Origin of the sequence: Arthrobacter rhizophilus (genome assembly GCF_026241105.1) — a bacterium.
Classification (GTDB): Bacteria; Actinomycetota; Actinomycetes; order Actinomycetales; family Micrococcaceae; genus Arthrobacter.
In genome coordinates, this window is record NZ_JAPFFT010000002.1 from 229,982 (window position 1) to 251,606 (window position 21,625).

Sequence of the window (21,625 nt, forward strand, 5' to 3'; positions counted from 1 at the left end):
TCCTATTTCAGCAAGTTGGCGATCATGAAGCCGAGTGCCACGATGCCGAGCGCGAAGATCACGATGCGCAGGGCGAGAGGTTTCAGGCGCCGCCCCACCTTGGAGCCCACAAGACCGCCGATCAACGAACTGACGGCGATGATCGCAACGACGGGCCACTCGATCCGGCCGAAGGCGAACAAAAGGTACGAGGACGCTGCCACCACGTTGACGGCCAAGACCAAGATGTTCTTCATGGCGTTGGCGTTCTGGATAGTGCCCGTCATGAAGACACCCAGAATGCCGACCAGCAAGATGCCCTGGGCAGCCACGAAATAACCACCGTAGATTCCGGCGAGGAACACCAGCACCACGAGGATTACCGTGTGCCGTTTGTCCTGGATCGCATGCTCAGGATTGCCCGCCCGGTCCTGGACCCACTGCTGGAGTTTGGGTTGGAAGAGCACCATGAGCAGTGCGAGGACGATCAAGATGGGAGCGGCGTAGTAGAAAACCTTCTCCGGCAGGTGCAGGAGCAGCCAGGCGCCTGTGATGCCGCCAAGAAGCGATGCGGGCAGCAGCCGCAGCAATTGCCGGCCCCGGCCCCTGAGTTCGTGCCTGTAGCCCCATGCCCCTGTGGCGCTGCCAGCAACAAGGCCCGTGGCGTTGCTAATGGAGGCCGTGACAGGCGCGTAGCCCAGGGCGATGAGAACCGGGAACGTCACCAGCGTGCCCGAGCCGACCACGCTGTTGATGGTTCCGGCCCACAAGCCCGCGAAAAAGATCAGGATGCCGCTAAGGATCTCCACTGTTTCTAGGTGCCCGTGCCTAGCGGCGGGCGGTGGCCGTGTAGCGGCCGGAGTTCTCGGTCACATCCAGGGGCAGGCCGAAGGTGTTGCTGAGGTGCTCTGCGGTCAGGACCTCCTCGATGGGTCCCGCGGCCACCACCCCGCCATCGCGGAGCAGCATGGCATGCGTGAATCCGGGTGGTACTTCCTCCAAGTGGTGCGTCACAAGAACCATGGCGGGCGCGTCTTCGTCACGGGCGAGTTCACCGAGTTTGTGGACCAGCTCCTCACGCCCGCCAAGGTCCAGGCCCGCGGCCGGCTCGTCGAGTAGGAGCAGCTCAGGATCGGTCATGAGGGCGCGGGCGATCTGCACACGCTTGCGCTCGCCTTCGGAAAGCGAGGAGAAGGACCGGTTCAGCAGCGGACCCATCCCCCATTCGTTGAGCAGTCCGAAGGCGCGGCGCTCGTCGTCGCGCTCGTATCCTTCACGCCAGCGGCCGGTCACGCCGTAGGCAGCCGTGACAACTACGTTGAGCACCTTTTCGTGTTCCGGGATCTGGGTGGCCAAAGCTGCGGAGGAAAGACCGATGCGCGGACGGAGGTCGAAGACGTCAACCCGCCCGAGCGTCTCGTCAAGGATTCCGGCTTTTCCACTGGTGGGATGCATCCGGGCGGCGGCGATCTGGAGCAGGGTGGTCTTGCCTGCGCCGTTGGGACCGAGGATGACCCAGCGTTCGCCTTCATTGACCTGCCAGTCAACTTTGTCCAGCAGGGTCTTGGTACCTCGGACAACGCTGACGGAAGCCAATTCCAGAACATCACTCATAGGAGTAGACACTAGGACAAAAACGGGGGCGATGGATAACCGAAACTACGGTCACACCGTTTGCGCGTCGCATCGAATGAAACAGGAATTCGGGCGGTGCTTCCACGCTGGATAAGATTGCAGCCATGAGTTCGAACTTGACCGCGGTCAGCTATGGCGTGAATTTGTCCCTTTCGGAGCTTGAACACCTGCGCAAGGTGCTGTCCGGCTCGGGGGCTTCCTTCACGTCCGAGACGCGTTCGGGTGACGAGCGCTTTGGGGTGTACACCATTGGCCTGGCCGTTGACCGGGCTACTGCGGCCGACTTGTCCGGCATCCGGCGCCAGGTGGCAGATGCCGCGGCTCCCGGCATGGACACCGCAATCGTGGCCGACGCCCTGCGTGATGCCTCCCGCAAACTGCTGATCATGGACGTCGATTCCACCCTGATCCAGCAGGAAGTCATCGAACTGCTTGCTGCACACGCCGGCAAGCGCGAGGAGGTAGCCGCCGTCACTGAGGCCGCGATGCGTGGCGAATTGGACTTCGCGCAAAGCCTGCATGCCCGGGTGGCAGTGCTGGCAGGCCTGCCGGCCGCCGTCGTCGACGCCGTCCGTGCCGAGGTGCGCTTGAGCGAGGGTGCAGCGGAACTCGTCGCTGCGTTCAAAGCCGCGGGCCATGCGGTGGCGGTGGTGTCCGGAGGCTTCAACCAGATCCTGCAACCTATCGCGGAGGAACTCGGGCTGGACTACTGGATCGCAAATGAACTCGAGATCGTTGACGGCTTCCTGACGGGCAAGGTCCTCGGCGACGTGATCGACCGCGCGGCAAAGGAGAAGTACCTTCGCGAGTGGGCGGCCGCCGAGGGGATCGACCTGGAGCACACCATCGCCGTGGGCGACGGCGCGAACGACCTCGACATGCTGGGCGCGGCAGGCATCGGTGTCGCCTTCAACGCCAAGCCTGCCGTCCGGGCGGTCGCCGACGCCGCCATCAACATGCCCTACCTCGACGCGGTCCGGCATATCGCCGGCGTTTGAGCCGAATTCACGAGCGACGAAGAAGCGGCCGGGACATTGTCCCGGCCGCTTCTTCGTGTTTGAAATCTATCAGGCGCTCTTGCCGAAGTAGTCGGCGCCGCCGACATACTCGGTGTGGCCGCTCTCGACGTCGGCCGTGACCATCTTTGCCACCTCGGCAGCGAATTCCTCCACCGAGTACAGCTTGCCGGCCTCGGCACGGCGGGCTTCAATGGCACCCGGGTTGGAGCGGTCCAGCAACGTGGCCGTGACGGTGCCCTCGATCATGTCGCCGGAAACCACAACGAGGGAGATGCCCTTGTCGGCCAGGTTCGGGAGCAGTTCGCGCAATGCGTCTTCACCGGCGCGCTTGCTACGGGCGACCGGCTCGTATTCGGGCATCGTGGGAACGGTCTCGACGAAATGTGCCTGGTGGCTGGTGACGAAGACCACGCGGGAACCTTCCGGCATCAGCGGAACTGCTGCGTTGAGCATGTTGATCTGGGCGTCACGGTTCAGCTTGAGGGCGTAGTCCTCTTCCACGCCGGATTCCATGCCGCCGGAAGCGTTGAGCACCAGGACATTCAGGGAACCAAATTCCTCCATGGCCGCGCTGGCGAGCGACTGGACGCCTTCCTGGGTGGTAAGGTCCGCACCGACGGCGACAGCACGGCCACCGGCCGCTTGGATCTCGCCGACTACCTTGTTGGCCCGGGGGGCCTTCTGGCGGTAGTTGACGACAACGGCAGCGCCCTCGCCAGCCAGGATCTTGGCTACTTCAGCGCCGATGCCGCGTGAAGAACCGGTGACGATTGCCGTCTTGTTGTCCAGCAGTCCCATTCGTACTCCTTTATTCAAAGCGTCCAACTTGTTCAAAACATCCAAGTTCTATTAGTCCCGAGTCAATCATGCCAGCGGGAATCCTGACCTAGTGGCCCATACCCAAGCCGCCGTCCACCGGGATAACTGCTCCGGAAATATAAGCGGCCTCGTCACTGGCAAGCCAACGGACCACGTTGGCGACCTCGGACGCTTCGGCGAAGCGGCCGGCCGGAACACTGGCCAAGTAGGCCTTCTGGGTTTCCTCAGGAAGCTCGGCGGTCATGTCGGTGTTGATGAAGCCCGGGGCCACTACGTTTGCCGTGATGCCTCGACTGCCAAGTTCGCGGGTCAAGGAACGGGCGATCCCCACCATGCCCGCCTTCGAGGCCGAGTAATTGATCTGGCCCGGGGCGCCGTAGAGACCCGAGACGGAGGAGATCAGTACAACGCGTCCCTTGCGAAGGCGGATCATGCCTTTGGATGCCCGCTTGATGGCGCGGAAGGCACCGGTCAGGTTGGTGTCGATGACAGAGGTGAAGTCGTCCTCGCTCATGCGCAAGAGAAGCGTGTCCTTGGTGATCCCGGCGTTAGCCACCAAGACTTCAACGGGACCGTGGGCAGCCTCGACTTCCTTGAATGCCGCGTCAAGGGAAGCCTCGTCCGTCACATCGGCTCTGACGCCAAGGATCCCTTCGGGAAGGGTCGTTTCGCTGCGGTACGTCACTGCAACCTTGTCGCCGTTGGCGAGGAATGACTCCGCGATAGCCAGGCCGATGCCGCGGTTTCCGCCCGTGATGAGGACACTGCGGGCGGTTGATACTGCTTCAGACATGCTGTTCTCCAGAGTTCTGCGGCAGCACGGTGCCGCTTGAAAAAGGGTGATTTCCTGGATCGATCTTAGCCGCCGGGAGCCCACAGCCACGGGTAGCCGCCCCCGGCGCGGTTTGGGCGGCCGGTTCCATGGTGAGAGAATTAAGGGAAGCCGTTGGAGCGTGATGAATCAGCCGTGACAAGAGATAGCAGTCCCCTGCAGCAGGCGCCCGGGGACCCGGACGCCGTTTCAGGCGACCCCGTGGTGCACAGCATTACCGATGCCGCCTCTGCCCATTCGGACGACATGCGCGACCGAATGATCAAGTACGCGGTGGCCATGGGTATCCGCATGGTGTGCATCATCCTCATTTTCGTGGTTGATGGCTGGTTCAAGATCATCGCCGTGGCCGGGGCCGTGTTCCTGCCTTGGATTGCCGTTGTGATCGCCAATGGCAGCGACAAGGCCGAAATCCACAGTGATGCTTTATTGGATTACGTGCCGGCGGTCGAGCTGGAAGCGTCACCTGAGACAGAACCGGAGTCGCCCGCGGCGGCTGTGACGGTGCTGGAAGGTGAACTGATCGACGACGACGCCACGCACCAGGACGATTCCCGCCCGGAAACGGACGGCATCGCCGGCAGCGGCAAGCTCAAATATCCGCACAGCGGGGAAGAACAGGCGGCTTCATGAACATCTTCACAATGGGCGGCCTTGGTCTGGAGAATGAGCAGCAAGCCGGTCATCGCGGGTCACTCGCCGCGGTGTGCTCGCGCAAGGCCTGCCGGGCAGAGGCCACGTGGCAGCTCTTGTGGAACAACCCGCGCATCCATACTCCCGATCGCCGCAAGGTGTGGCTTTCCTGCCAGGAGCACCGGGAATGGCTGGAGGATTACCTGCAGACCCGCGGCCTGTGGAAAGAGACGATACCCTTCGAGAAGACCACAGACTCAGGCGAGGCCCGCTGAATGTACCGCTTTCTTTTTTCCAGCAAGTGGCTGGGCTACTTCGTCCTGGCTGTGATTTTTGCTGCGGGCTGCGTCTTCCTGGGTCGCTGGCAAATGGATCGCCGGGCGGAAACGTTGGCGGAAATCAACCGCGTTGTCAGTAACTATTCGGCCACTCCCCTTGCGTTCTCCGCCGCCAAGGCGGAGTTCCAGCGCTTGGACCCTGAACGGGAATGGACACAGGTGGAGCTACGCGGAAGCTATGACGTGTCAGGCCAACGCGTTGTCCGTAACCGGCCCCTCAACGGCCAGCCCGGATACGAAGTGGTGGTCCCGTTCCGTTTGACGAGCGGCGAGGCCGTGGTGGTTGATCGCGGGTGGCTGCCCATCGGAAACAAGACTCCCGGCCACCCAGACAGCATCCCGGCCCCGCCGGCCGGCGAGGTCACCGTCGTCGCGCGCTTGAAGGCCTCGGAACCGAAGCTGGACCGCGGCGCCGTCGACGGCCAACTGGCATCCATCGATCTGCCTTCCTACGCCGCAGAACTCGGCTACCCCGTCTTGACCGGGGCCTATGGGCAGTTGGCCACGGAATCGCCTGCTGTCCAGCCGATGCCCGCACCGTTCCCCAAGCCGGCCACGGACGAGGGCACCCACCTCTCCTATTCCCTGCAGTGGTTTGCCTTCGGCGTGCTGATGTTCGTCGGCTTTGGCTATGCGGCAAGGCAACAGGCCCGGAATGCCCGGATTGATGCCGAAGACGAGGAAGATGAGATCAGTGCGATGCCTCGTCGCAAGGTCCCCGCGCCACGGAAGTCAAAGCGGCCAACGGCCGAAGAAGAGGAAGACGCGATCCTGGATGCACAAGGCTACTGAGGCGATCCCTTTCCCCGTCCTGAACGTGAAGTCCGCGCTGACCGCGGCCGGCGCCCAGGACACGGTGCGCACTTTCGACGACGACGTCCCGACGGCGGCCGCCGCGGCTTCCCTGCTGGGCTGCGATGTCGCGGCGATTGCCAACAGCTTGGTCTTCGAGCTCGACGGCGCGCCCCTGCTGATTCTTGCGAGCGGAGCCGCGAAGGTGGACACAGCCTTGGTCGCGGCAACCTTACGTACGGCCAGGATCCGCCGCGCGAGCCCGGACTTCGTCCTGGAGCACACGGGCCAGGCCGTAGGTGGCGTGGCCCCCGTCGGCCACCCGCAGCCCATACGCACCATCCTCGACATTTCGCTTCAGGAGCATCCGCTCCTTTGGGCAGGTGCGGGCGACCATAACTCGATGTTTTCCATCAGCTACAGCGAGCTCCAACGGATCACGGCCGCGCAGCCCCTGCAGGTCCGCTGAACTGCAGGTCCGCTGAGCTGCAGGTCCGCTGAGCTGCAGGTTCACTGAGCCACTGATCCGCAAGACGGTTGATCCGATGCCGCCTGCGGCTAGGCTGGTTGGCATGGCTGAATACACCTACGTCACGTACATCGAAGGAACCCCGGACCAGATTTGGACGGCACTGACGGACGCAACCCAAAGCGCTGAGTACTGGGGCCACGCGAATGTCTCGGACTGGAAGGCAGGTTCGCGCTGGGAGCACCGGCGCACGGACGGCTCCGGAACCGCCGACGTCGTGGGAACCATCCTGGAAGCAACGCCGCCGGCGCGCCTCGTGAACACGTGGGAGGATCCCGCGGTTCCAGCCGTGGTGAAGCCCGACGTGGTGACCTTCACCATCGAGTCGTATGACGGCATCGCCAGGCTGACGGTCCATCACAGGAACATCGCCGACGACGAACAGTTGGCGATTGCGGGCCGCGGCTGGTCGGCGGTCCTGTCCAATCTGAAAAGCTACATTGAACTCGGCCGGCCCCTTGCTTCCGTGCCGTGGGAAATGCCCTGAGGCGGTCCCCTAATCGCGGGTGACCCTAAGCGAGGGTGATGAGGTCCAGGTAGTCTTCGTTCCAGTGGTCCTCGACGCCGTCCGGAAGCAGAACCACACGTTCGGGGTTCAGCGCCTGCACGGCGCCTTCATCGTGACTGACGAGCACGACGGCGCCGGAATAGTTTCGCAGTGCGCCGAGGATCTCGGCACGGCTGGCGGGGTCGAGGTTGTTGGTGGGTTCGTCCAGGAGCAGCACGTTGGCGCTCGAGGCCACGATCGTGGCGAGGGCCAGACGCGTCTTCTCACCACCGGAAAGCACACCTGCCGGCTTGTCGACGTCGTCGCCCGAGAACAGGAACGACCCCAGGATCCCGCGGACCTCTGCGTCTTTCATGTCCGGAGCGGATGAACGCATATTCTCCAGGACGGTGCGGTCGTGGTCCAGGGTTTCGTGTTCCTGCGCGTAGTAGCCCACTTTGAGCCCGTGGCCCGGGACGATATCGCCGGTGTCCGGCTTGTCCACGCCGGCGAGCATCCGCAGGAGGGTGGTCTTGCCTGCGCCGTTGAGGCCCAGGATGACCACTTTGGAGCCCCGGTCGATTGCCAGGTCCACGTCGGTGAAGATTTCCAGTGAGCCGTAGGACTTGCTCAAACCTTCTGCCGTGAGCGGAGTCTTGCCGCATGGAGCGGGATCCGGGAAACGCAAGGCTGCCACGCGGTCATTCTCTCGGACTGCTTCCAGGCCGCCGAGCAGCCGTTCGGCACGCTTCGCCATGTTCTGCGCAGCGACGGCCTTGGTGGCCTTGGCACGCATCTTGTTGGCCTGGTCCATGAGGACCTGGGCCTTCTTTTCGGCATTGGCGCGTTCGCGCTTGCGGGCGCGCTCGTCTGTTTCGCGCTGTTGCAAGTAGCGCTTCCAACCCATGTTGTAGAAGTCGATCTGCGCCCTGTTGGCGTCCAGGTGGTAAACCTTGTTGACCGTGGCTTCGAGGAGTTCCACGTCGTGGCTGATCACAATCAGCCCGCCTTGGTGGCTCTTCAGGAAGTCGCGGAGCCAGGTAATGGAGTCTGCATCGAGGTGGTTGGTGGGTTCGTCCAGGAGGAGGGTCTCGGCGTCCGAGTAGAGGATCCGGGCCAGTTCCACGCGGCGGCGCTGGCCGCCAGAGAGCGTCTTGAGTGGCTGGTTCAGAAGCCGCTCGGGAAGGGCCAGGTTGGAGGAAATAGCTGCGGCTTCGGCCTCGGCCGCATAGCCGCCTCCTGCGAGGAACTCGGCTTCCAAGCGGTCGTAGCGGTTCATGGCTTTGCGCTGGACTGTGGCATCTTCGCTGGACATGTCCGTTTGGGCCTGCTTCAGCTTGCCCACCACGACGTCCAGGCCGCGGGCGGAAAGGATGCGGTCGCGTGCCAGCTGTTCCATATCCGGGGTCCGCGGATCCTGGGGCAAGTAGCCAATCTCACCACTGCGGGCAACTTTGCCGGCCGCGGGCAGTCCCTCGCCGGCAAGAACGCGGGTGAGGGTCGTCTTGCCTGCACCGTTCCGGCCCACCAGTCCGATTTTGTCCCCCTTGTCCACGCGGAAGCTCACCTGGTCCATGAGCAGGCGGGCGCCGGCGCGCAGTTCGAGTTCCTGGACGGTAATCAATTCGGGGGATGCCTTTCAATGGGGAACACCCGCAGCACCGGAGGTCAAGGCGCGGCTGAAGTGGAGGGGCCGAACAAACGGCCTTTACGATTCTACCGCCCACCAGCTCGCTCGCTCGCCAGCGTCAGGGGCGCCCGCGAATGATCCCGGAATAGTAAGTACCCTTGCTACTATTTTCGACGCGTGGTTAGGTGAAGGTAGGACGATTGCGAGGGAGGCTCTCGATGAGCAGTGCAACAGGATCCGATGGCAAGCACGTCCGAGGTGACCGCGGCCAGGATGGAATCCCGGACGCCGTCGAACCACGGCGGGACCGGGTGGACGGTGCACATGGAAATGGCCCCGGCTACGCTGACGACGGCTACGTCGACAACACGAGCAGCTATCCCGTGGTTCCCCCCGCCTCAGACCCACGCGCCGCCACCCGTGAGACCGTCGTCGCCCGCGAAAAGGAGCAGTTCGGCGGAATCAAGATCGGCTCGGCCTTCTTCGGCTGGCTGACCGCCACGGGTATGGCCGTGCTGCTGGTCGCCCTCGTGGCGGCGGCGGGGATCGCTGTCGGACTCGCGAACAACGCGAATGTCAGTGATGCGGTGAATCTAGGGTCATCGCAGCCCGTCGGCGTTGCGGGGATCATCGCGCTCCTGGTGATCCTGTTCCTCTCCTATTATTGCGGCGGCTACGTTGCCGGACGCATGGCCCGGTTCAACGGCATCAGGCAAGGGTTCATGGTCTGGTTTTGGGCAATTATCGTCGCCGTGCTGGTGGCGTTGCTGGGCTTGTTCGCCGGACCGCGGTTCAATATCCTCGCCACCGTCAACAGTTTCCCGAGGATTCCGGTGAATGAGGGACAGCTGAGCACCATCGGCATCATCGCCGCCCTCGTAGTGGCAGCAGTGACCCTCATCGCCGCGGCACTCGGCGGACTGGCCGGCATGCATTACCACCGCCGGGTGGACCGCGCCGGTTTCACCCCAACGGAAGAGGACGTCGAGGCTTAGCCAAGGCGGCTCCGGCCGCCAACAGCGCGCTCTTTGTACCTTGACCCCAAGGCCTTGCTGTGCTGCTCGTGGACACCCTACAAAATGCCGTGCCGAGCTGCTCTGTAGTGTCGGTTTCAGGGGATTCCCTCTGCCCCGGAACCAGACAGGACACACCATGAGCAGCACCGAAACCGCATCCACGCGACAAACCTCACCCCGAACCCGCTGGACGTCCACGGACATCGGCCTCATCGCGGTATTCGCGGCCCTCGTGGCCGCCTCAACGCTGATTCCAGGCATTCCGGTCGGCGCCCTGGGCGTGCCGATCACCTTGCAGACCCTCACTGTCATCCTGACTGGCCTCGTGCTCGGCGGCGGGCGGGCCTTTGCCGCCGTCGGGCTTTACACCCTGCTCGGTTTCGCAGGACTGCCGATCTTTAGCGGGGGCCGGAGCGGGCTGGGTATCCTGGCAACGCCGTCGGCCGGCTACATCATTGCGTTTCCCTTGGCGGCGGCCGCCGCCGGCTGGTTGGCGGCGATCGTGATCCGCAAGACCGTCAAGCACCGCGCCGTCTTCCTGTTTGCCGCTGCGATGATCAGCACCATCGTCCTCATCCACGGCCTCGGAGTGCTTGGCTTCATGGTCAATGGCAAGTTCGACTTCGCCAAGGCATTCCTCGCCGACCTGCCGTACTACCCCGGCGACACCATCAAGAACGTCCTTGCTGCGATCATCGCCGTCTCGCTCCACAAGGCCTTCCCGGACATCCTGGTCCGCCGCGTCAAATAGAGCGGGAACAATCAGGACATGAACACCATCATTCTCAGCGAAGTCGCGGTCCGCGTAGCCGTCGATGACGGCCCCGCGCCCAAGACTTTGCTGCAGGACGTCTCGTTGGAGCTCACAGAGCAACGCGTCGCGGTCATCGGGGCCAACGGCTCGGGAAAGTCCACCCTGCTGCGCTTGCTCAACGGCTTGGTGGCTCCCAGCGAAGGTACCGTCACCGTCAACGGTGCGGACAGCATGGGAGACGTTCGCCACGTCCGCAGCCAAGTGGGTTTCGTCTTCACCGATCCTTTGTCGCAGCTTGTCATGCCGACGGGCCGGGAAGACGTTGAACTGTCATTGCGGCGTTCCATCAAGAATTCCAAGGAGCGTGCGGCCCGGGCTGAAGCTGTCCTGGACCGGTTCGGCCTCCTGAAACTCGCCGATCAGAGCATCTACGAACTCTCCGGGGGAGAACGGCAGCTGCTTGCCCTCGCCGCCGTTCTCGCGGTGAATCCTGCTGTCCTGGTTCTCGATGAGCCATCAACGCTGCTGGACCTCCGCAATCGGGAGTTGCTCCGGCGCACGCTTGCGGGCCTCGAGCAGCAAATCATCATGTCCACCCACGATCTCGACCTCGCGCTGGAAGCGGAGCGCGCCCTGGTGGTGGACGGCGGACGGATAGTGTTCGACGGCGGAGCAGCCGACGCCGTCGAGCACTACCGCGCGCTTTGCGCCCCTGAATCCACTCAAGGCAAGGTGCAAGCGACGTGAGGGGCCACGGGGTCCTGATCCCCAACTACGTGCGCGGCGACTCGATCATGCACCGCACTCCCCTGTGGCTCAAATTTCTCTCGGTTGCCGGCTGCGGTCTTGCATCGTTCCTGATCGTGGACTGGCTTATCTCGGCAGCCGTCCTTGCAGTGATGTGCGGACTTTTCCTCCTGAGCGGCGCGGGACTCAAACGGCTCGCGCGCTCCGTGTGGCTCGTGACGCCCATCCTCCTAGCGATCGGCGCCTTCCAATGGTGGCAGCTGGGCGGACCCGTTGCCGCGCGGATCGTACTCAATGTGCTTGTCTGCGTCGTTGCGGCGTCGGTACTTACGGTCACGACTCCCGTGCAGGCATTGCTGGACGGAGTGGTTGCCCTGTCCAAGCCCTTCCAGCGTTTCGGGGCGGACCCTGAGCGCTTCGCGCTGACCATCGCCATCATGCTGCGCAGCCTTCCATTCATTGCCGGCGCATTCTCGAATGTCCGCGACTCGGCCCGGGCGCGTGGCCTTGAACGCAATCCCCGTGCCTTGGTCTTGCCGGTTTTCATCACCACGGTTGCCTATGCGCGGCAGACCGGCGACGCCTTGGCCGCGCGCGGCCTTGGCGACGCCGAAGACTAATCGCGCTGTAGCTGCGAGTACTGGAACATTGCTGCCGTGCCCATTCCACCTGCGATGCTGATCATCGCCAGCGCCAGGCTCTCCCGGCCCGGCTGCGCTTCGGCAATCCTGCGGGCCTGGGCCAGTAGCCGCGTCACCAGGACAGCCCCCGACGCACCATAGGCATGTCCCAAGGCCAGCGCTCCGCCGTCGAGGTTCGCCCGTGCCGGGTCTACGCCCAACGCGTCAAGGCAAGCGAGGGTCTGCGAAGCGAACGCCTCGTTGAATTCCACGAGGTCCAGGTCCCCAGGCCCAAAATCAAGCTCGGCCAGCAAGCGCTGGGCCGCCACTGAAGCTCCGATGCCCAGCAGTTCAGGGTCCACGCCTGCGGTGTCGCAGCCCAGAACGAGTAAGCCGTCGGCGGCACCAATTTCCCGTGCCCGCTCCAGTGAAGTGATAACGACGGCGGAGGCCGCGTCCGCGTCGAAGCACGAGTTTCCGGCTGTCACGGTGCCGCCCGGTACGAATGCCGGCGGGAAGCGGGCCATGAGTCCGGCCGTCAGGGATGGGCGGGGTCCGTCATCCGCCTGCACCACGGCGCCCCCTGATTCCAGGGGAACAATTTCCGGGGCGAACGCACCCGCGGCAACGGCCGCGACCGCCCGCTGGTGACTCCGCAGGGCGAACTCGTCCTGTTGTTCGCGGCTGATGCCGCAGTCGAGTGCCACGTTCTCGGCGGCCACGCCCATGTCCGGGTCCCCGAACTCGGGCGGCACAAAGGTGGCCCGGGTGTAGAAGTCCGGCTCGCCGTCGGGGCCCTGGTTTCGCCTGGCGCGCAGCGGGGCAGTACTGATGCTCTCCACTCCCCCGGCCAGGAAGACGCCATTGCCGCCCGCGGCCACGAGCCGGGACGCCAGGACAATGGCGTCGAGCCCGGAACCGCACTGACGGTCCACCGTCAGTCCGGGGACCCCCACGGGCAGTCCCGCGTGCAATGCGGCATACCGGGCCAGGTTTCCGCCCCCGCCCACCGCATTCCCGATCACCACGTCACTGACGTCCGAACCGGCAACACCAATGGCTGTCAGGAGTGAGCGGAGGACAGGAGAGAGGAGTTCCTCTGCGCGAAGCGACTTCAGCTGTCCGTTGGCCCGGCAAATAGGTGTACGCAGGGCGGCAATGATCACTGGTTGGCGCGAAGGGTCCAAACCCATGCCGGGCTCGCGGCTAGGCAAGGGGTTTCGCCCGCGGATCGTTGTTCTCAATCCAGTCGAGCAACATCCGGCGGCTGACCTTACCGCGGTCGGTCACGGGCAATTCGGACAGCGTGAAATACCGCTGGGGTCGCTTGTCCCGGGCGAGCAAACCATCCAGACCCGTCTTGACTTGGGTTGCCGTCACGGAACCGTAAGCGGGCACGATGCCTGCGACAACTTTCTGGCCTCGGACTTCGTCCAGCATTCCGGCCGCGACCGCCGCCGAGACCCCTGGGACCGATGCCAAGGCAAGCTCCACCTCATGGGGATAGACGTTCCTCCCGGAGGTGATGATCATGTCGGACCGACGGCCGAGGATATGCAGGACACCGGAGTCCACATAGCCTTGATCTCCCACCGTGTACCAACCGTCAAAGCAGCGCAGCGCCTGGCCATCGTCACCCCAAAGATACCCATTGCTGACCATGCCGGAGCGGACGCAGATGTTCCCGTCGGCCCCTTCGGGCCGCTCCGCGCCTTCGTCGTCCAGTATCTTGAGTTCGACGGCGGGAAACGGTCCGCCGATTCCCGTGCCGCCGACGTCGAGCGGTTTCCCGGCAGCAAGGCGCGTTCCGGAAACGAAACTGAGCTCGGACGCACCGTAATACTCGAAAATCGCCGCATTGGGCGCCCACCGCCTGGCAGCCTCAAGGGTGCGGGCGTCCAGCTTCGAGCCCGCGCAGATGATGCTTCGCACCCCCGATGCGTCCACGCCTCCCGCCAGTCCACGCTCGCTCAGCAGCCGCAGCATAGTGGGCACGAGGACCAGTCGGGTGACGCCGTCATAACTGATGGCTGCGTGGGTATCGCCGACGTCGAAGGTCTCCAAGGTGTGGAAGGCGGCCCCCGCATACAGGCATTCCGAAAGGGCGTACAGGTTCAGGCTCGCGGCCAGCGGCCCGGGCGCGAGGGTCCTGTCCTCCGGTGTGAGCCCGAAGAATTCGATGGAGGCATCAAACGAAACCTGCCACGAACGCCGTGAACGGGTGAAGGCCTTGGGAACGGACGTGGTTCCGGACGTCAGGCCGATCAGGAACGTGGTGTCCCCATGGCCGTCGGACAGCTCGTCGCCTATGGCGGGCAGGGGGCCGGTGGCGGGCCCGGATTCTCCAATCCTCTGGGTGACCTCATCGATCATGGCTTGCGGCCACAACGGGTCGAGCACGGCGCAGCGCCGCCCGCCGGCCACCGCGGCCGTGTACGCCACCACGAAGTCCAGGGAATTGGGCTCGGCGAGTATCGTCGTCGCGGCCGTCTCCCCCAGGCGCAAGATTGCGGCATCCCGAAGGTCAGCCCAGTTGAGCCGTTTGCCGCCAACGACGACGGCGGTGTCGTCAGGGCGGTCATCGGCCCAGAGCTGAAGTTTGTCCAGAAAAGGCATCATCGAATTTTAGCCCCTGCCGCGGGTCGGCGGCTCTCTGTGACGCTAGTCGTTCGGCGGGAACCCGCTGGGCACGGCGAGGGCCGGCCACCTTCGCTGGAAGGTGACCGGCCGTCGTCGTACTCCAAGGAGGCGGTGGGGACTTAGATGTTGAAGCCGAGGGCCCGCATCTGGTCCTTGCCGTCGTCGGTGATCCGCTCGGGACCCCATGGCGGCATCCATACCCAGTTGAGGCGCCAGTCGTCGACGATACCGTCGAGGGACTGGCCGACCTGCTCTTCAAGGACATCCGTCAGCGGACAAGCTGCGGTGGTCAACGTCATGTCGATGAGCAGCGCGCCGTCGTCCTCCGAGTACTTCAGACCGTAGAGCAGCCCAAGGTCCACCACGTTGACACCGAGTTCCGGGTCAATGACATCCTTGAGCGCCTCCTCGACGTCCTCGAGGCTGGTGCGAGCCGCGTTGATTTCGGTCATGGCGGGAGTCCTAACTAGGCCTGTGCTGCTGCGGCAGCAGCAATGGTGGCTGCGCCGGCGCCCGTGGCGTAACGGTCGTAGCCTTCTTCTTCGAGGCGGTCGGCCAATTCAGGGCCGCCCTCCTCGACAACCTGGCCATCAACAAACACGTGGACGAAGTCCGGCTTGATGTAGCGCAGGATTCGGGTGTAGTGGGTGATGAGCAAGGTACCCATGTTGCCCGTGGCGTGGGCGCGGTTGACGCCCTCGGAGACGACCTTGAGCGCGTCGACGTCCAAGCCGGAGTCGGTCTCGTCAAGCACGGCGAACTTCGGCTTGAAGAGTTCGAGCTGGAGGATCTCCACGCGCTTCTTCTCGCCGCCGGAGAACCCCTCGTTGACGTTGCGCTGTGCGAAGTCGGCGTCGATGCGCAGCAGCTGCATGGCTGCCTTGACGTCCTTGGTCCAGGTGCGGAGGGCAGGTGCTACGCCATCGATTGCCGTTTTGGCGGTGCGCAGGAAGTTGGTCATGGTGACACCCGGAACCTCTACGGGGTACTGCATGGCCAGGAAGACGCCTGCACGGGCGCGCTGGTCAACGCTCATGGCCAGGACGTCTTCGCCGTCGAGCGTGATGGTGCCCCTGGTGACGTTGTAGCGCGGGTGGCCGGCAATGGTGGACGCCAGGGTGGACTTGCCCGAACCGTTGGGGCCCATGATTGCGTGGGTCTCGCCGGTCTTGATGGTCAGGCTGACGCCCTTCAGGATCTCTTTGGTGCCCTGCTCCGTCTCGATGCTGACGTGCAGGTCCTTGATCTCAAGAGTAGACATGCTCTTCTTTCTTTCGTAAGTCTTTAGGCACTTGGCGCTCAGTAGTTCTGTACTGAGGCGCCGTTCACAACGTTGGTCACGTCCACGTAGACATCGTCACCGTCGAGGGTGACGGCGAAGACGGGGACGGGGTCATAGGCAGGGAGCTGCAAGGGCTGTCCGGTGCGGAGATCGAACTGGGAGCCGTGGCCCCAGCATTCGATTGCGCAGCCTTCGATTTCACCCTCGGCGAGCGAAATGTCCGCGTGCGAGCAGGTGTCGCCGATGGCATGGATCTGTCCCATCGAGTCCTTGACGATGGCCACGGGGTAGTCATCGATCAGGATTCGCAGCGCCTGCTTGACCTGGATCTCATTGGCGTTGCATACCAGTTCGCCTTGTGGCTGTTCGCTCATAGTCTGTTTTCCCTGCTTGGATTGTATTAGTTGTCGCTCGCGGCGAGCTCGCGCTCAACAGCTTCGGTGAGGCGCTCTTCGAGTGCCGGTACCTTGATCTGCTGGATGATCTCATTGAGGAAGCCACGGACCACCAAACGGCGCGCTACGTCTTCAGGGATGCCGCGTGCCATGAGGTAGAACAAGTGTTCGTCATCGAAGCGGCCGGTGGCGCTGGCGTGGCCGGCACCCTCGATCAGGCCGGTTTCGATTTCCAGGTTCGGCACGGAGTCCGCGCGTGCACCGTCCGTGAGGACCAGGTTGCGGTTGGCCTCGTAAGAGTCGGTGCCTTCTGCTTCCTTACGGATCAGGACGTCGCCCACCCACACGGTGTGTGCGTTGCGGCCCTGCAGGGCACCCTTGTACAGCACGCGGGACTTGCAGTTGGCTACGGCGTGGTCAACAAACAGGCGCTGCTCGAGGTGCTGGCCGGCGTCGGCGAAGTACAAGCCGAACATCTCGGCTTCCGCGCCCGGCCCAGTGAAGCGCGTGGACGGAGTCATGCGCACGACGTCGCCGCCGAGGCTGACCACGATGTGCTTGAACTTGGCGTCACGGCCCAGCTTGGCCTGCTGCGAAGAGGCGTGAACGGCGTCGTCGTTCCATTCCTGGAGGGAGATGACCGTCAGGTCGGCACCGTCTTCGACGAGGATTTCGACGTTCTCCGAAACGATCGCGCTGCCCTGGTGGTCCAGGACGATCCGGGCCTTGGAGAAGCGCTCTGCCACGATCACGATGTGCTGGGCGGAAGCTTCAGTGGAGGTGCCGGTAAGCAGGACGGACACTTCGCCGTCGAGCTGGAGTTCGGCGGGCACCGTGATGACGGTGGCCTCGGTGAAGTTCTCCCAAGCGTTGGCGGACACGCGGTCCTCCGGGATGGCCGCCAAACCGATGCGGCGGTCTTCCCGGCCCACGGTTTCGACGACGACGCCGTCCGGGGCCGTAACAGCCACAGACGGTGCCGAACCGGACAGAACCTCGTTATGAAGACCGCGAAGCCGTTTGAGCGGGGTGAAGCGCCAGTCTTCTTCCAGGCCGGTGAGGGGCTTGAAGTCAGCCAGCTTGTACGAGGTCAGTCGACCTGCGCGCGAACTGTCCGGAACACCGACGCCGCCACCGTGGGAGTGGCTCTTGGCCGAGGCTCCGGCAAGCGGACCGGCCGAAGGCGCCTGTTCCGACGTCGTGGAGGTGTTGGTTCCAGTGTTGACCGGCGAGAGGTTCTCGCCCTCCTCGGTGAAACCGTTGATAAATGGCTGTGCCGATGGCGCGCCGATGCGAGCCTTTTCAGTAGTGATTTCAGTCATTGCTAACCGACGGATCCTTCCATCTGCAGTTCAATCAGGCGGTTGAGTTCAAGGGCGTATTCCATGGGCAACTCACGGGCAATCGGCTCAATGAAGCCGCGCACGATCATGGCCATGGCCTCGTCCTCGGGCATACCGCGTGACATCAGATAGAAGAGCTGTTCCTCACTGACTCGGGAAACGGTGGCCTCGTGACCCATCACCACGTCATCCTCGCGGATGTCGATGTACGGATAGGTGTCGGAACGGGAAATGGTGTCAACCAACAAGGCATCGCAACGCACGGTGTTGGCGGAGTGCTTGGCACCTTCGCGGACCTGGACCAGGCCGCGGTATGCTGCACGACCGCCGCCGCGGGCCACGGACTTGGAGATGATGGAGCTCTTGGTGTTCGGCGCGATGTGGACCATCTTGGAGCCGGTGTCCTGGTGCTGGCCCTCGCCTGCGAAGGCGATGGACAGGGTCTCACCCTTGGCGTGCTCGCCAACCAGGTAGACAGCCGGGTACTTCATGGTCACCTTGGAGCCGATGTTGCCATCGATCCATTCCATGGTGGCGCCTTCTTCGCAGATGGCGCGCTTGGTGACCAGGTTGTACACGTTGGTGGACCAGTTCTGGATGGTCGTGTAACGGACGCGGGCGCCCTTCTTCACGATGATTTCCACTACTGCGGAGTGCAGCGAGTCCGAAGTGTAGATCGGAGCAGTGCAGCCTTCGATGTAGTGGACGTAAGAGTCCTCGTCCGCAATGATCAGGGTGCGCTCGAACTGGCCCATGTTTTCCGTGTTGATGCGGAAGTAGGCCTGGAGCGGAATGTCCACGTGGACGCCCTTGGGGACGTACACGAAGGAACCGCCGGACCACACGGCCGTGTTCAGCGAAGCGAACTTGTTGTCGCCCACGGGAATGATGGTGCCGAAGTACTCCTGGAAGATCTCCGGGTGCTCGCGAAGCGCGGTGTCGGTGTCAAGGAAGATGACGCCCTGCTGCTCCAGGTCCTCACGGATCTGGTGGTACACCACCTCGGACTCGTACTGCGCGGCCACGCCGGACACGAGGCGGCTGCGCTCAGCTTCCGGGATACCCAGCTTCTCGTAGGTGTTGCGGATGTCCTCGGGGAGGTCTTCCCACGTGGCAGCCTGCTTCTCCGTGGAGCGTACGAAGTACTTGATGTTGTCGAAGTCGATGCCCGAGAGGTCCGCACCCCATGTGGGCATGGGCTTGCGGTCGAAGTACTTCAAGCCCTTCAGGCGCAGGTCCAGCATCCATTGCGGCTCGCTCTTCTTGGCCGAAATGTCGCGGACTACCTCTTCGTTGAGACCACGGCGTGCGTTGGCGCCGACGTCGTTCTTGTCAGCCCATCCGTACTCGTAGTTACCAATACCGTGCAGCTCGGGATTCTTCTCCAGAATCTCCGAGATCACAGCACCGTCAGCTAGCGCTTTCTCTGCTGTTCCTTCAGCTAATTGACCCGTCATCACGGCCTTTCTTACTGATAGTTGGATTCGACATGGGGCGTGGCCCGCAGCTTGGGAAACCCGAGGGCCTCCTTAGCGGCTGGCCTGCCGGTAGGAATGTGGGTTGTGCAGACGTGTCCGCCCTGCGCGAGGGTGGAGAGCCTGCGGACATCGACGCCGACCAAACGGGAAAACAGTTCAGTCTCCGTGTCGCAAAAAACGGGAAATTCGGCGGCGAGTTGCTGGATGGGGCAGTGTCCCTGGCATAACTGGACACTGGAGAGAGAAGCCGGCAGGGGTGCCTTGGTCTCAACCGAGGCAGCCGATGCAACGTAGCCGTCCCGGCTTAGCGCCTTGGACAGCGCCAAAGCACGCGCTGCGATATCGGATCCTGCGCGCTCAACTTCGGGAGCGTAGCGCAGTTCCATCTCGGCAAAGCGCTCTACCGCGTAGTCCCTGACAGCCTGTTCGCCCGCAAGGTCCCGCAGGCGCCGCAGCGCGGAACTGGCAATATTAAGGTAGTCATCTCCGAGCTTCGACTGGCCCTGGGAGCTGAGGACATAGCGACGGGCGGGGCGGCCCGCGCCAGCCCCTGCCTTCGCGACGCGTTTCACCTCGATGACCCCGGCGCGCTGAAGGTGGTCCAGGTGCCGGCGGACAGCCGCGGGGGTGAAACCCAACATGTCGCCGAGTTCGGCCGCGCTGACGGGGCCGTGCTCCAACACTGCGTTGAGAACACGGTCTCTGGTGCGGTCTTCCGCATCAGCCACACCTACGGCGGTGTCGCCGGGCATAGGCATGACTGTGCTTTGTCGCATTGCAGGCACAGAAACAGAACTCCTCATGGAATACACAACACAATCATGTCGTAATTTAGTCCACGCATCCAGTAAGGCAAGGCTGGCCTGCGAGACCCTCGCCCGCGGCACCCCTACTACTTCACGTAGAATACTTTGGTGCGATCCCCCGAATCCCCTGTCCTCACCATCGATGGACTCATCAAGGACGTCGGCCCGCTGGCTTCCCTTGACGGCAAGATGCTCCGGGTGGTCAGCGGACTGTCAATGTTTGCAGAACGCGGCCAGATCACTGCGTTGCTGGGCGCCAATGGCGCGGGCAAAACAACCACCCTCGAATGTGCGCAAGGCCTTCAAAAGCGTACGGGCGGCCGCATCGATCTGCTTGGCGAGGACCCGGACACTGCCGGAGCGAACCTTCGTTCGCGCGTGGGCGTGATGCTGCAGGACGGGGGCCTGCCGCCGTCGGCCCGCCCCATCCCCTTGCTCCGGCACATTGCCGGCATGTACCAAAGCCCCCTTCCCTTGGACGGCATCATAGAACGGCTGGGCATCGACACCTTCAGCCGCACCGGCGTCCGCCGCCTGTCCGGAGGACAGAAGCAACGGCTGTCTCTTGCAGCGGCCCTGATCGGCAATCCCGAAGTCCTGTTCCTCGACGAGCCCAGCGCGGGACTGGATCCGCAGTCCCGCCAAGTCGTGTTTGAACTCATCGCCGAACTGCGGGATGCGGGCATGGGCATCATCCTCACCACACACCTCATGGACGATGCCCAGAGGCTTGCGGACTACGTGTACATCATCGACGCCGGACGCAACGTTGCGGAGGGCACCGTCGCCGACTTGCTAAGCCACGGCCACGAAGCCATGGACGGGGTCACCGAACGCACACTTTTCTTTGATGCTCCCGCCGGTCTCGACATTGCAGCGGCCATCGGTAACGAACTGACCATCACTGAAAGCAGGGCCGGCAGTTACGCGATCGCCGGAACGCTCACTCCGGAACACCTGGCGAAACTCACGGCCTGGTGGGCGGAAAAGGGCATCATGCCGGCGTCCCTTCGCTTGGAGGCGCGCAGTTTGGAAGACGTTTTCCTGGACATATCCGGAAGGGACATCCGATGACCGGCGGAACCCCCGTGCTCAACACACCCCATGCCGGACCGGCACCCTTGATGCGCAGGATCCTGCTGCAAGGCCGCTATGAAACCTTGACCATGATCCGGAACGGCGAACAGCTGATCCTCGCGGTGATCATGCCCTTGCTGGCATTGGTGGGACTGACCGTCACACCGCTGCTCGATGGCTTGGGCGCCAATCGGGTGGACATCGCGACCCCGGGCGTTCTCGCACTGTGTGCCATGTCCACGGCATTCACCGGCCAGGGCATTGCCACCGGCTTCGACCGCCGCTACGGCGTGCTCCGCTTCCTCTCCACCACTCCCCTGGGCCGGACGGGCCTCATCGCTGGCAAGATCATCGCCGTCTTGGCCGTCCTGGTTCTCCAGGTCCTGGTGATCGGCGCCGTGGCCGCGTTACTGGGCTGGCATCCGCGTCCCGAAGGTTGGCTTCCCGGCCTGGGCCTGCTGGTCCTCGGTGCTGCAGCCTTCACTGCGCTCGGGCTCCTGGTTGCCGGAACCGTGCGGCCGGAGGCAACCCTCGCCATCACGAACCTGCTCTGGATTCTGCTGGGCGCCCTCGGCGGAATCGTGGTTCCTGCCGAGCGCTTGCCGGACCTGGCACAGAACATCGTGCACTTCCTGCCCTCGGGGGCCTTGGGGCAGTCGCTCCGGGACGCTTTCCTGCATGGCAACGTTTCCTTGCCCTACGTCCTCGTGCTGTTGTTGTGGACGGTTGTTCCCGGGGCGGCCGCGGTCCGCTGGTTCAAGTGGAACTAGGCGT

The 21,625-nt window shown here is 63.6% G+C and carries 25 protein-coding genes; 12 read left to right on the forward strand and 13 right to left on the reverse strand.

Translation table 11 applies throughout. The features are described 5' to 3' along the window. Positions 1-2: 2 nt before the first annotated feature. Entirely contained in the window at positions 3-788 is a 786-nt protein-coding gene (locus tag OOZ51_RS03510) for a sulfite exporter TauE/SafE family protein (protein ID WP_265977519.1), read from the reverse strand. A 19-nt stretch (positions 789-807) separates the two neighbouring features. After that, positions 808-1,593 carry an ABC transporter ATP-binding protein gene (locus OOZ51_RS03515; protein ID WP_265977520.1) on the reverse strand — a complete coding sequence of 262 codons (786 nt, stop codon included), beginning with the start codon at positions 1,591-1,593 and terminating at the stop codon, positions 808-810. A gap of 125 nt (positions 1,594-1,718) precedes the next feature. Between OOZ51_RS03515 and serB the strand changes: the two genes are divergently transcribed. Beyond that, positions 1,719-2,612: a phosphoserine phosphatase SerB gene (serB, locus tag OOZ51_RS03520; RefSeq protein ID WP_265977522.1), complete on the forward strand. Its 894-nt coding sequence runs from the start codon at positions 1,719-1,721 to the stop codon at positions 2,610-2,612. A gap of 69 nt (positions 2,613-2,681) precedes the next feature. On the opposite strand, the gene OOZ51_RS03525 is transcribed toward serB, so the two are convergent. Together OOZ51_RS03525 and OOZ51_RS03530 are read right to left on the reverse strand one after the other, a co-directional pair. Continuing rightward, positions 2,682-3,431 (reverse strand): SDR family oxidoreductase, encoded by a 750-nt coding sequence (locus tag OOZ51_RS03525; RefSeq protein WP_265977523.1) that lies wholly within the window; start codon positions 3,429-3,431, stop codon positions 2,682-2,684. A gap of 88 nt (positions 3,432-3,519) precedes the next feature. Next, on the reverse strand, positions 3,520-4,245 hold the full coding sequence (locus OOZ51_RS03530; protein WP_265977524.1) for a beta-ketoacyl-ACP reductase: 726 nt from the start codon (positions 4,243-4,245) through the stop codon (positions 3,520-3,522). 153 nt (positions 4,246-4,398) lie between these two features. Between OOZ51_RS03530 and OOZ51_RS03535 the strand changes: the two genes are divergently transcribed. From OOZ51_RS03535 to OOZ51_RS03555, 5 genes are all read left to right on the forward strand, one after another. Continuing rightward, the gene (locus OOZ51_RS03535) at positions 4,399-4,917 is read left to right on the forward strand and encodes a DUF3099 domain-containing protein (protein ID WP_265977525.1); all 519 of its coding nucleotides are present in this window, start codon (positions 4,399-4,401) and stop codon (positions 4,915-4,917) included. Beyond that, complete coding sequence (locus tag OOZ51_RS03540) at positions 4,914-5,192, forward strand: hypothetical protein (protein ID WP_265977527.1); 279 nt, start codon at positions 4,914-4,916, stop codon at positions 5,190-5,192. Before OOZ51_RS03535 ends, OOZ51_RS03540 begins: the two co-directional genes overlap by 4 nt. Beyond that, positions 5,193-6,047, forward strand: a complete 855-nt coding sequence (locus OOZ51_RS03545) for an SURF1 family cytochrome oxidase biogenesis protein (protein ID WP_265977529.1) — start codon at positions 5,193-5,195, stop codon at positions 6,045-6,047. It abuts the gene before it with no gap. Then, on the forward strand, positions 6,031-6,516 hold the full coding sequence (locus OOZ51_RS03550) for a YbaK/EbsC family protein (protein WP_265977531.1): 486 nt from the start codon (positions 6,031-6,033) through the stop codon (positions 6,514-6,516). Before OOZ51_RS03545 ends, OOZ51_RS03550 begins: the two co-directional genes overlap by 17 nt. A gap of 103 nt (positions 6,517-6,619) precedes the next feature. Beyond that, positions 6,620-7,063, forward strand: coding sequence for an SRPBCC domain-containing protein (locus tag OOZ51_RS03555; protein ID WP_265977532.1), 444 nt, complete (start codon positions 6,620-6,622; stop codon positions 7,061-7,063). 25 nt (positions 7,064-7,088) lie between these two features. Here OOZ51_RS03555 and OOZ51_RS03560 read toward each other — a convergent pair whose 3' ends face one another. Then, positions 7,089-8,687, reverse strand: coding sequence for an ABC-F family ATP-binding cassette domain-containing protein (locus tag OOZ51_RS03560; RefSeq protein WP_236811100.1), 1,599 nt, complete (start codon positions 8,685-8,687; stop codon positions 7,089-7,091). Positions 8,688-8,911: 224 nt separating this feature from the next. Between OOZ51_RS03560 and OOZ51_RS03565 the strand changes: the two genes are divergently transcribed. From OOZ51_RS03565 to OOZ51_RS03580, 4 genes are all read left to right on the forward strand, one after another. Further along, on the forward strand, positions 8,912-9,688 hold the full coding sequence (locus OOZ51_RS03565) for a YrzE family protein (protein ID WP_265977533.1): 777 nt from the start codon (positions 8,912-8,914) through the stop codon (positions 9,686-9,688). A gap of 157 nt (positions 9,689-9,845) precedes the next feature. Continuing rightward, positions 9,846-10,460, forward strand: a complete 615-nt coding sequence (locus tag OOZ51_RS03570) for a biotin transporter BioY (protein WP_265977534.1) — start codon at positions 9,846-9,848, stop codon at positions 10,458-10,460. 18 nt (positions 10,461-10,478) lie between these two features. Beyond that, positions 10,479-11,210 (forward strand): energy-coupling factor ABC transporter ATP-binding protein, encoded by a 732-nt coding sequence (locus OOZ51_RS03575; RefSeq protein ID WP_265977535.1) that lies wholly within the window; start codon positions 10,479-10,481, stop codon positions 11,208-11,210. After that, positions 11,207-11,830, forward strand: coding sequence for an energy-coupling factor transporter transmembrane component T family protein (locus OOZ51_RS03580; protein ID WP_265977536.1), 624 nt, complete (start codon positions 11,207-11,209; stop codon positions 11,828-11,830). The genes OOZ51_RS03575 and OOZ51_RS03580 overlap by 4 nt, the downstream gene beginning before the upstream one ends. Here OOZ51_RS03580 and OOZ51_RS03585 read toward each other — a convergent pair. From OOZ51_RS03585 to OOZ51_RS03620, 8 genes are all read right to left on the reverse strand, one after another. Further along, entirely contained in the window at positions 11,827-13,023 is a 1,197-nt protein-coding gene (locus OOZ51_RS03585) for a thiolase family protein (protein ID WP_265977537.1), read from the reverse strand. The two genes, OOZ51_RS03580 and OOZ51_RS03585, sit on opposite strands and share 4 nt — an antisense overlap. Positions 13,024-13,036: 13 nt before the next feature. Then, positions 13,037-14,446: a class I adenylate-forming enzyme family protein gene (locus tag OOZ51_RS03590; protein ID WP_265977538.1), complete on the reverse strand. Its 1,410-nt coding sequence runs from the start codon at positions 14,444-14,446 to the stop codon at positions 13,037-13,039. A gap of 143 nt (positions 14,447-14,589) precedes the next feature. Beyond that, positions 14,590-14,922 (reverse strand): metal-sulfur cluster assembly factor, encoded by a 333-nt coding sequence (locus OOZ51_RS03595; RefSeq protein ID WP_234749426.1) that lies wholly within the window; start codon positions 14,920-14,922, stop codon positions 14,590-14,592. Between the two features lie 14 nt (positions 14,923-14,936). After that, entirely contained in the window at positions 14,937-15,731 is a 795-nt protein-coding gene (gene sufC, locus OOZ51_RS03600; protein WP_265977540.1) for a Fe-S cluster assembly ATPase SufC, read from the reverse strand. Positions 15,732-15,769: 38 nt separating this feature from the next. Further along, positions 15,770-16,126 (reverse strand): non-heme iron oxygenase ferredoxin subunit, encoded by a 357-nt coding sequence (locus OOZ51_RS03605; protein ID WP_184735328.1) that lies wholly within the window; start codon positions 16,124-16,126, stop codon positions 15,770-15,772. Between the two features lie 26 nt (positions 16,127-16,152). Continuing rightward, complete coding sequence (gene sufD, locus OOZ51_RS03610; protein ID WP_265977542.1) at positions 16,153-17,469, reverse strand: Fe-S cluster assembly protein SufD; 1,317 nt, start codon at positions 17,467-17,469, stop codon at positions 16,153-16,155. A gap of 2 nt (positions 17,470-17,471) precedes the next feature. Continuing rightward, positions 17,472-18,947 carry a Fe-S cluster assembly protein SufB gene (sufB, locus tag OOZ51_RS03615; protein ID WP_265977544.1) on the reverse strand — a complete coding sequence of 492 codons (1,476 nt, stop codon included), beginning with the start codon at positions 18,945-18,947 and terminating at the stop codon, positions 17,472-17,474. A gap of 11 nt (positions 18,948-18,958) precedes the next feature. Then, positions 18,959-19,726: a helix-turn-helix transcriptional regulator gene (locus OOZ51_RS03620; RefSeq protein WP_265977545.1), complete on the reverse strand. Its 768-nt coding sequence runs from the start codon at positions 19,724-19,726 to the stop codon at positions 18,959-18,961. A 156-nt stretch (positions 19,727-19,882) separates the two neighbouring features. On the opposite strand from OOZ51_RS03620, the gene OOZ51_RS03625 reads away from it, so the two are divergent. After that, positions 19,883-20,848: an ABC transporter ATP-binding protein gene (locus OOZ51_RS03625; RefSeq protein ID WP_265977546.1), complete on the forward strand. Its 966-nt coding sequence runs from the start codon at positions 19,883-19,885 to the stop codon at positions 20,846-20,848. Beyond that, complete coding sequence (locus OOZ51_RS03630) at positions 20,845-21,621, forward strand: ABC transporter permease (protein WP_265977547.1); 777 nt, start codon at positions 20,845-20,847, stop codon at positions 21,619-21,621. Before OOZ51_RS03625 ends, OOZ51_RS03630 begins: the two co-directional genes overlap by 4 nt. Positions 21,622-21,625: the final 4 nt, after the last annotated feature.

Excerpts from the sequence above, each read along its gene's own strand:
- serB (WP_265977522.1), top strand. The coding sequence starts at position 1,719 with ATGAGTTCGAACTTGACCGCGGTCAGCTATGGCGTGAATTTGTCCCTT.
- OOZ51_RS03620 (WP_265977545.1), bottom strand. The coding sequence starts at position 19,726 with ATGCCTATGCCCGGCGACACCGCCGTAGGTGTGGCTGATGCGGAAGAC.
- sufC (WP_265977540.1), bottom strand. The coding sequence starts at position 15,731 with ATGTCTACTCTTGAGATCAAGGACCTGCACGTCAGCATCGAGACGGAG.
- OOZ51_RS03570 (WP_265977534.1), top strand. The coding sequence starts at position 9,846 with ATGAGCAGCACCGAAACCGCATCCACGCGACAAACCTCACCCCGAACC.
- OOZ51_RS03545 (WP_265977529.1), top strand. The coding sequence starts at position 5,193 with ATGTACCGCTTTCTTTTTTCCAGCAAGTGGCTGGGCTACTTCGTCCTG.
- OOZ51_RS03595 (WP_234749426.1), bottom strand. The coding sequence starts at position 14,922 with ATGACCGAAATCAACGCGGCTCGCACCAGCCTCGAGGACGTCGAGGAG.
- OOZ51_RS03550 (WP_265977531.1), top strand. The coding sequence starts at position 6,031 with ATGCACAAGGCTACTGAGGCGATCCCTTTCCCCGTCCTGAACGTGAAG.
- OOZ51_RS03530 (WP_265977524.1), bottom strand. The coding sequence starts at position 4,245 with ATGTCTGAAGCAGTATCAACCGCCCGCAGTGTCCTCATCACGGGCGGA.
- OOZ51_RS03630 (WP_265977547.1), top strand. The coding sequence starts at position 20,845 with ATGACCGGCGGAACCCCCGTGCTCAACACACCCCATGCCGGACCGGCA.
- OOZ51_RS03525 (WP_265977523.1), bottom strand. The coding sequence starts at position 3,431 with ATGGGACTGCTGGACAACAAGACGGCAATCGTCACCGGTTCTTCACGC.
- OOZ51_RS03565 (WP_265977533.1), top strand. The coding sequence starts at position 8,912 with ATGAGCAGTGCAACAGGATCCGATGGCAAGCACGTCCGAGGTGACCGC.
- OOZ51_RS03555 (WP_265977532.1), top strand. The coding sequence starts at position 6,620 with ATGGCTGAATACACCTACGTCACGTACATCGAAGGAACCCCGGACCAG.
- sufD (WP_265977542.1), bottom strand. The coding sequence starts at position 17,469 with ATGACTGAAATCACTACTGAAAAGGCTCGCATCGGCGCGCCATCGGCA.
- OOZ51_RS03540 (WP_265977527.1), top strand. The coding sequence starts at position 4,914 with ATGAACATCTTCACAATGGGCGGCCTTGGTCTGGAGAATGAGCAGCAA.
- sufB (WP_265977544.1), bottom strand. The coding sequence starts at position 18,947 with ATGACGGGTCAATTAGCTGAAGGAACAGCAGAGAAAGCGCTAGCTGAC.
- OOZ51_RS03575 (WP_265977535.1), top strand. The coding sequence starts at position 10,479 with ATGAACACCATCATTCTCAGCGAAGTCGCGGTCCGCGTAGCCGTCGAT.
- OOZ51_RS03515 (WP_265977520.1), bottom strand. The coding sequence starts at position 1,593 with ATGAGTGATGTTCTGGAATTGGCTTCCGTCAGCGTTGTCCGAGGTACC.
- OOZ51_RS03605 (WP_184735328.1), bottom strand. The coding sequence starts at position 16,126 with ATGAGCGAACAGCCACAAGGCGAACTGGTATGCAACGCCAATGAGATC.
- OOZ51_RS03590 (WP_265977538.1), bottom strand. The coding sequence starts at position 14,446 with ATGCCTTTTCTGGACAAACTTCAGCTCTGGGCCGATGACCGCCCTGAC.
- OOZ51_RS03585 (WP_265977537.1), bottom strand. The coding sequence starts at position 13,023 with ATGGGTTTGGACCCTTCGCGCCAACCAGTGATCATTGCCGCCCTGCGT.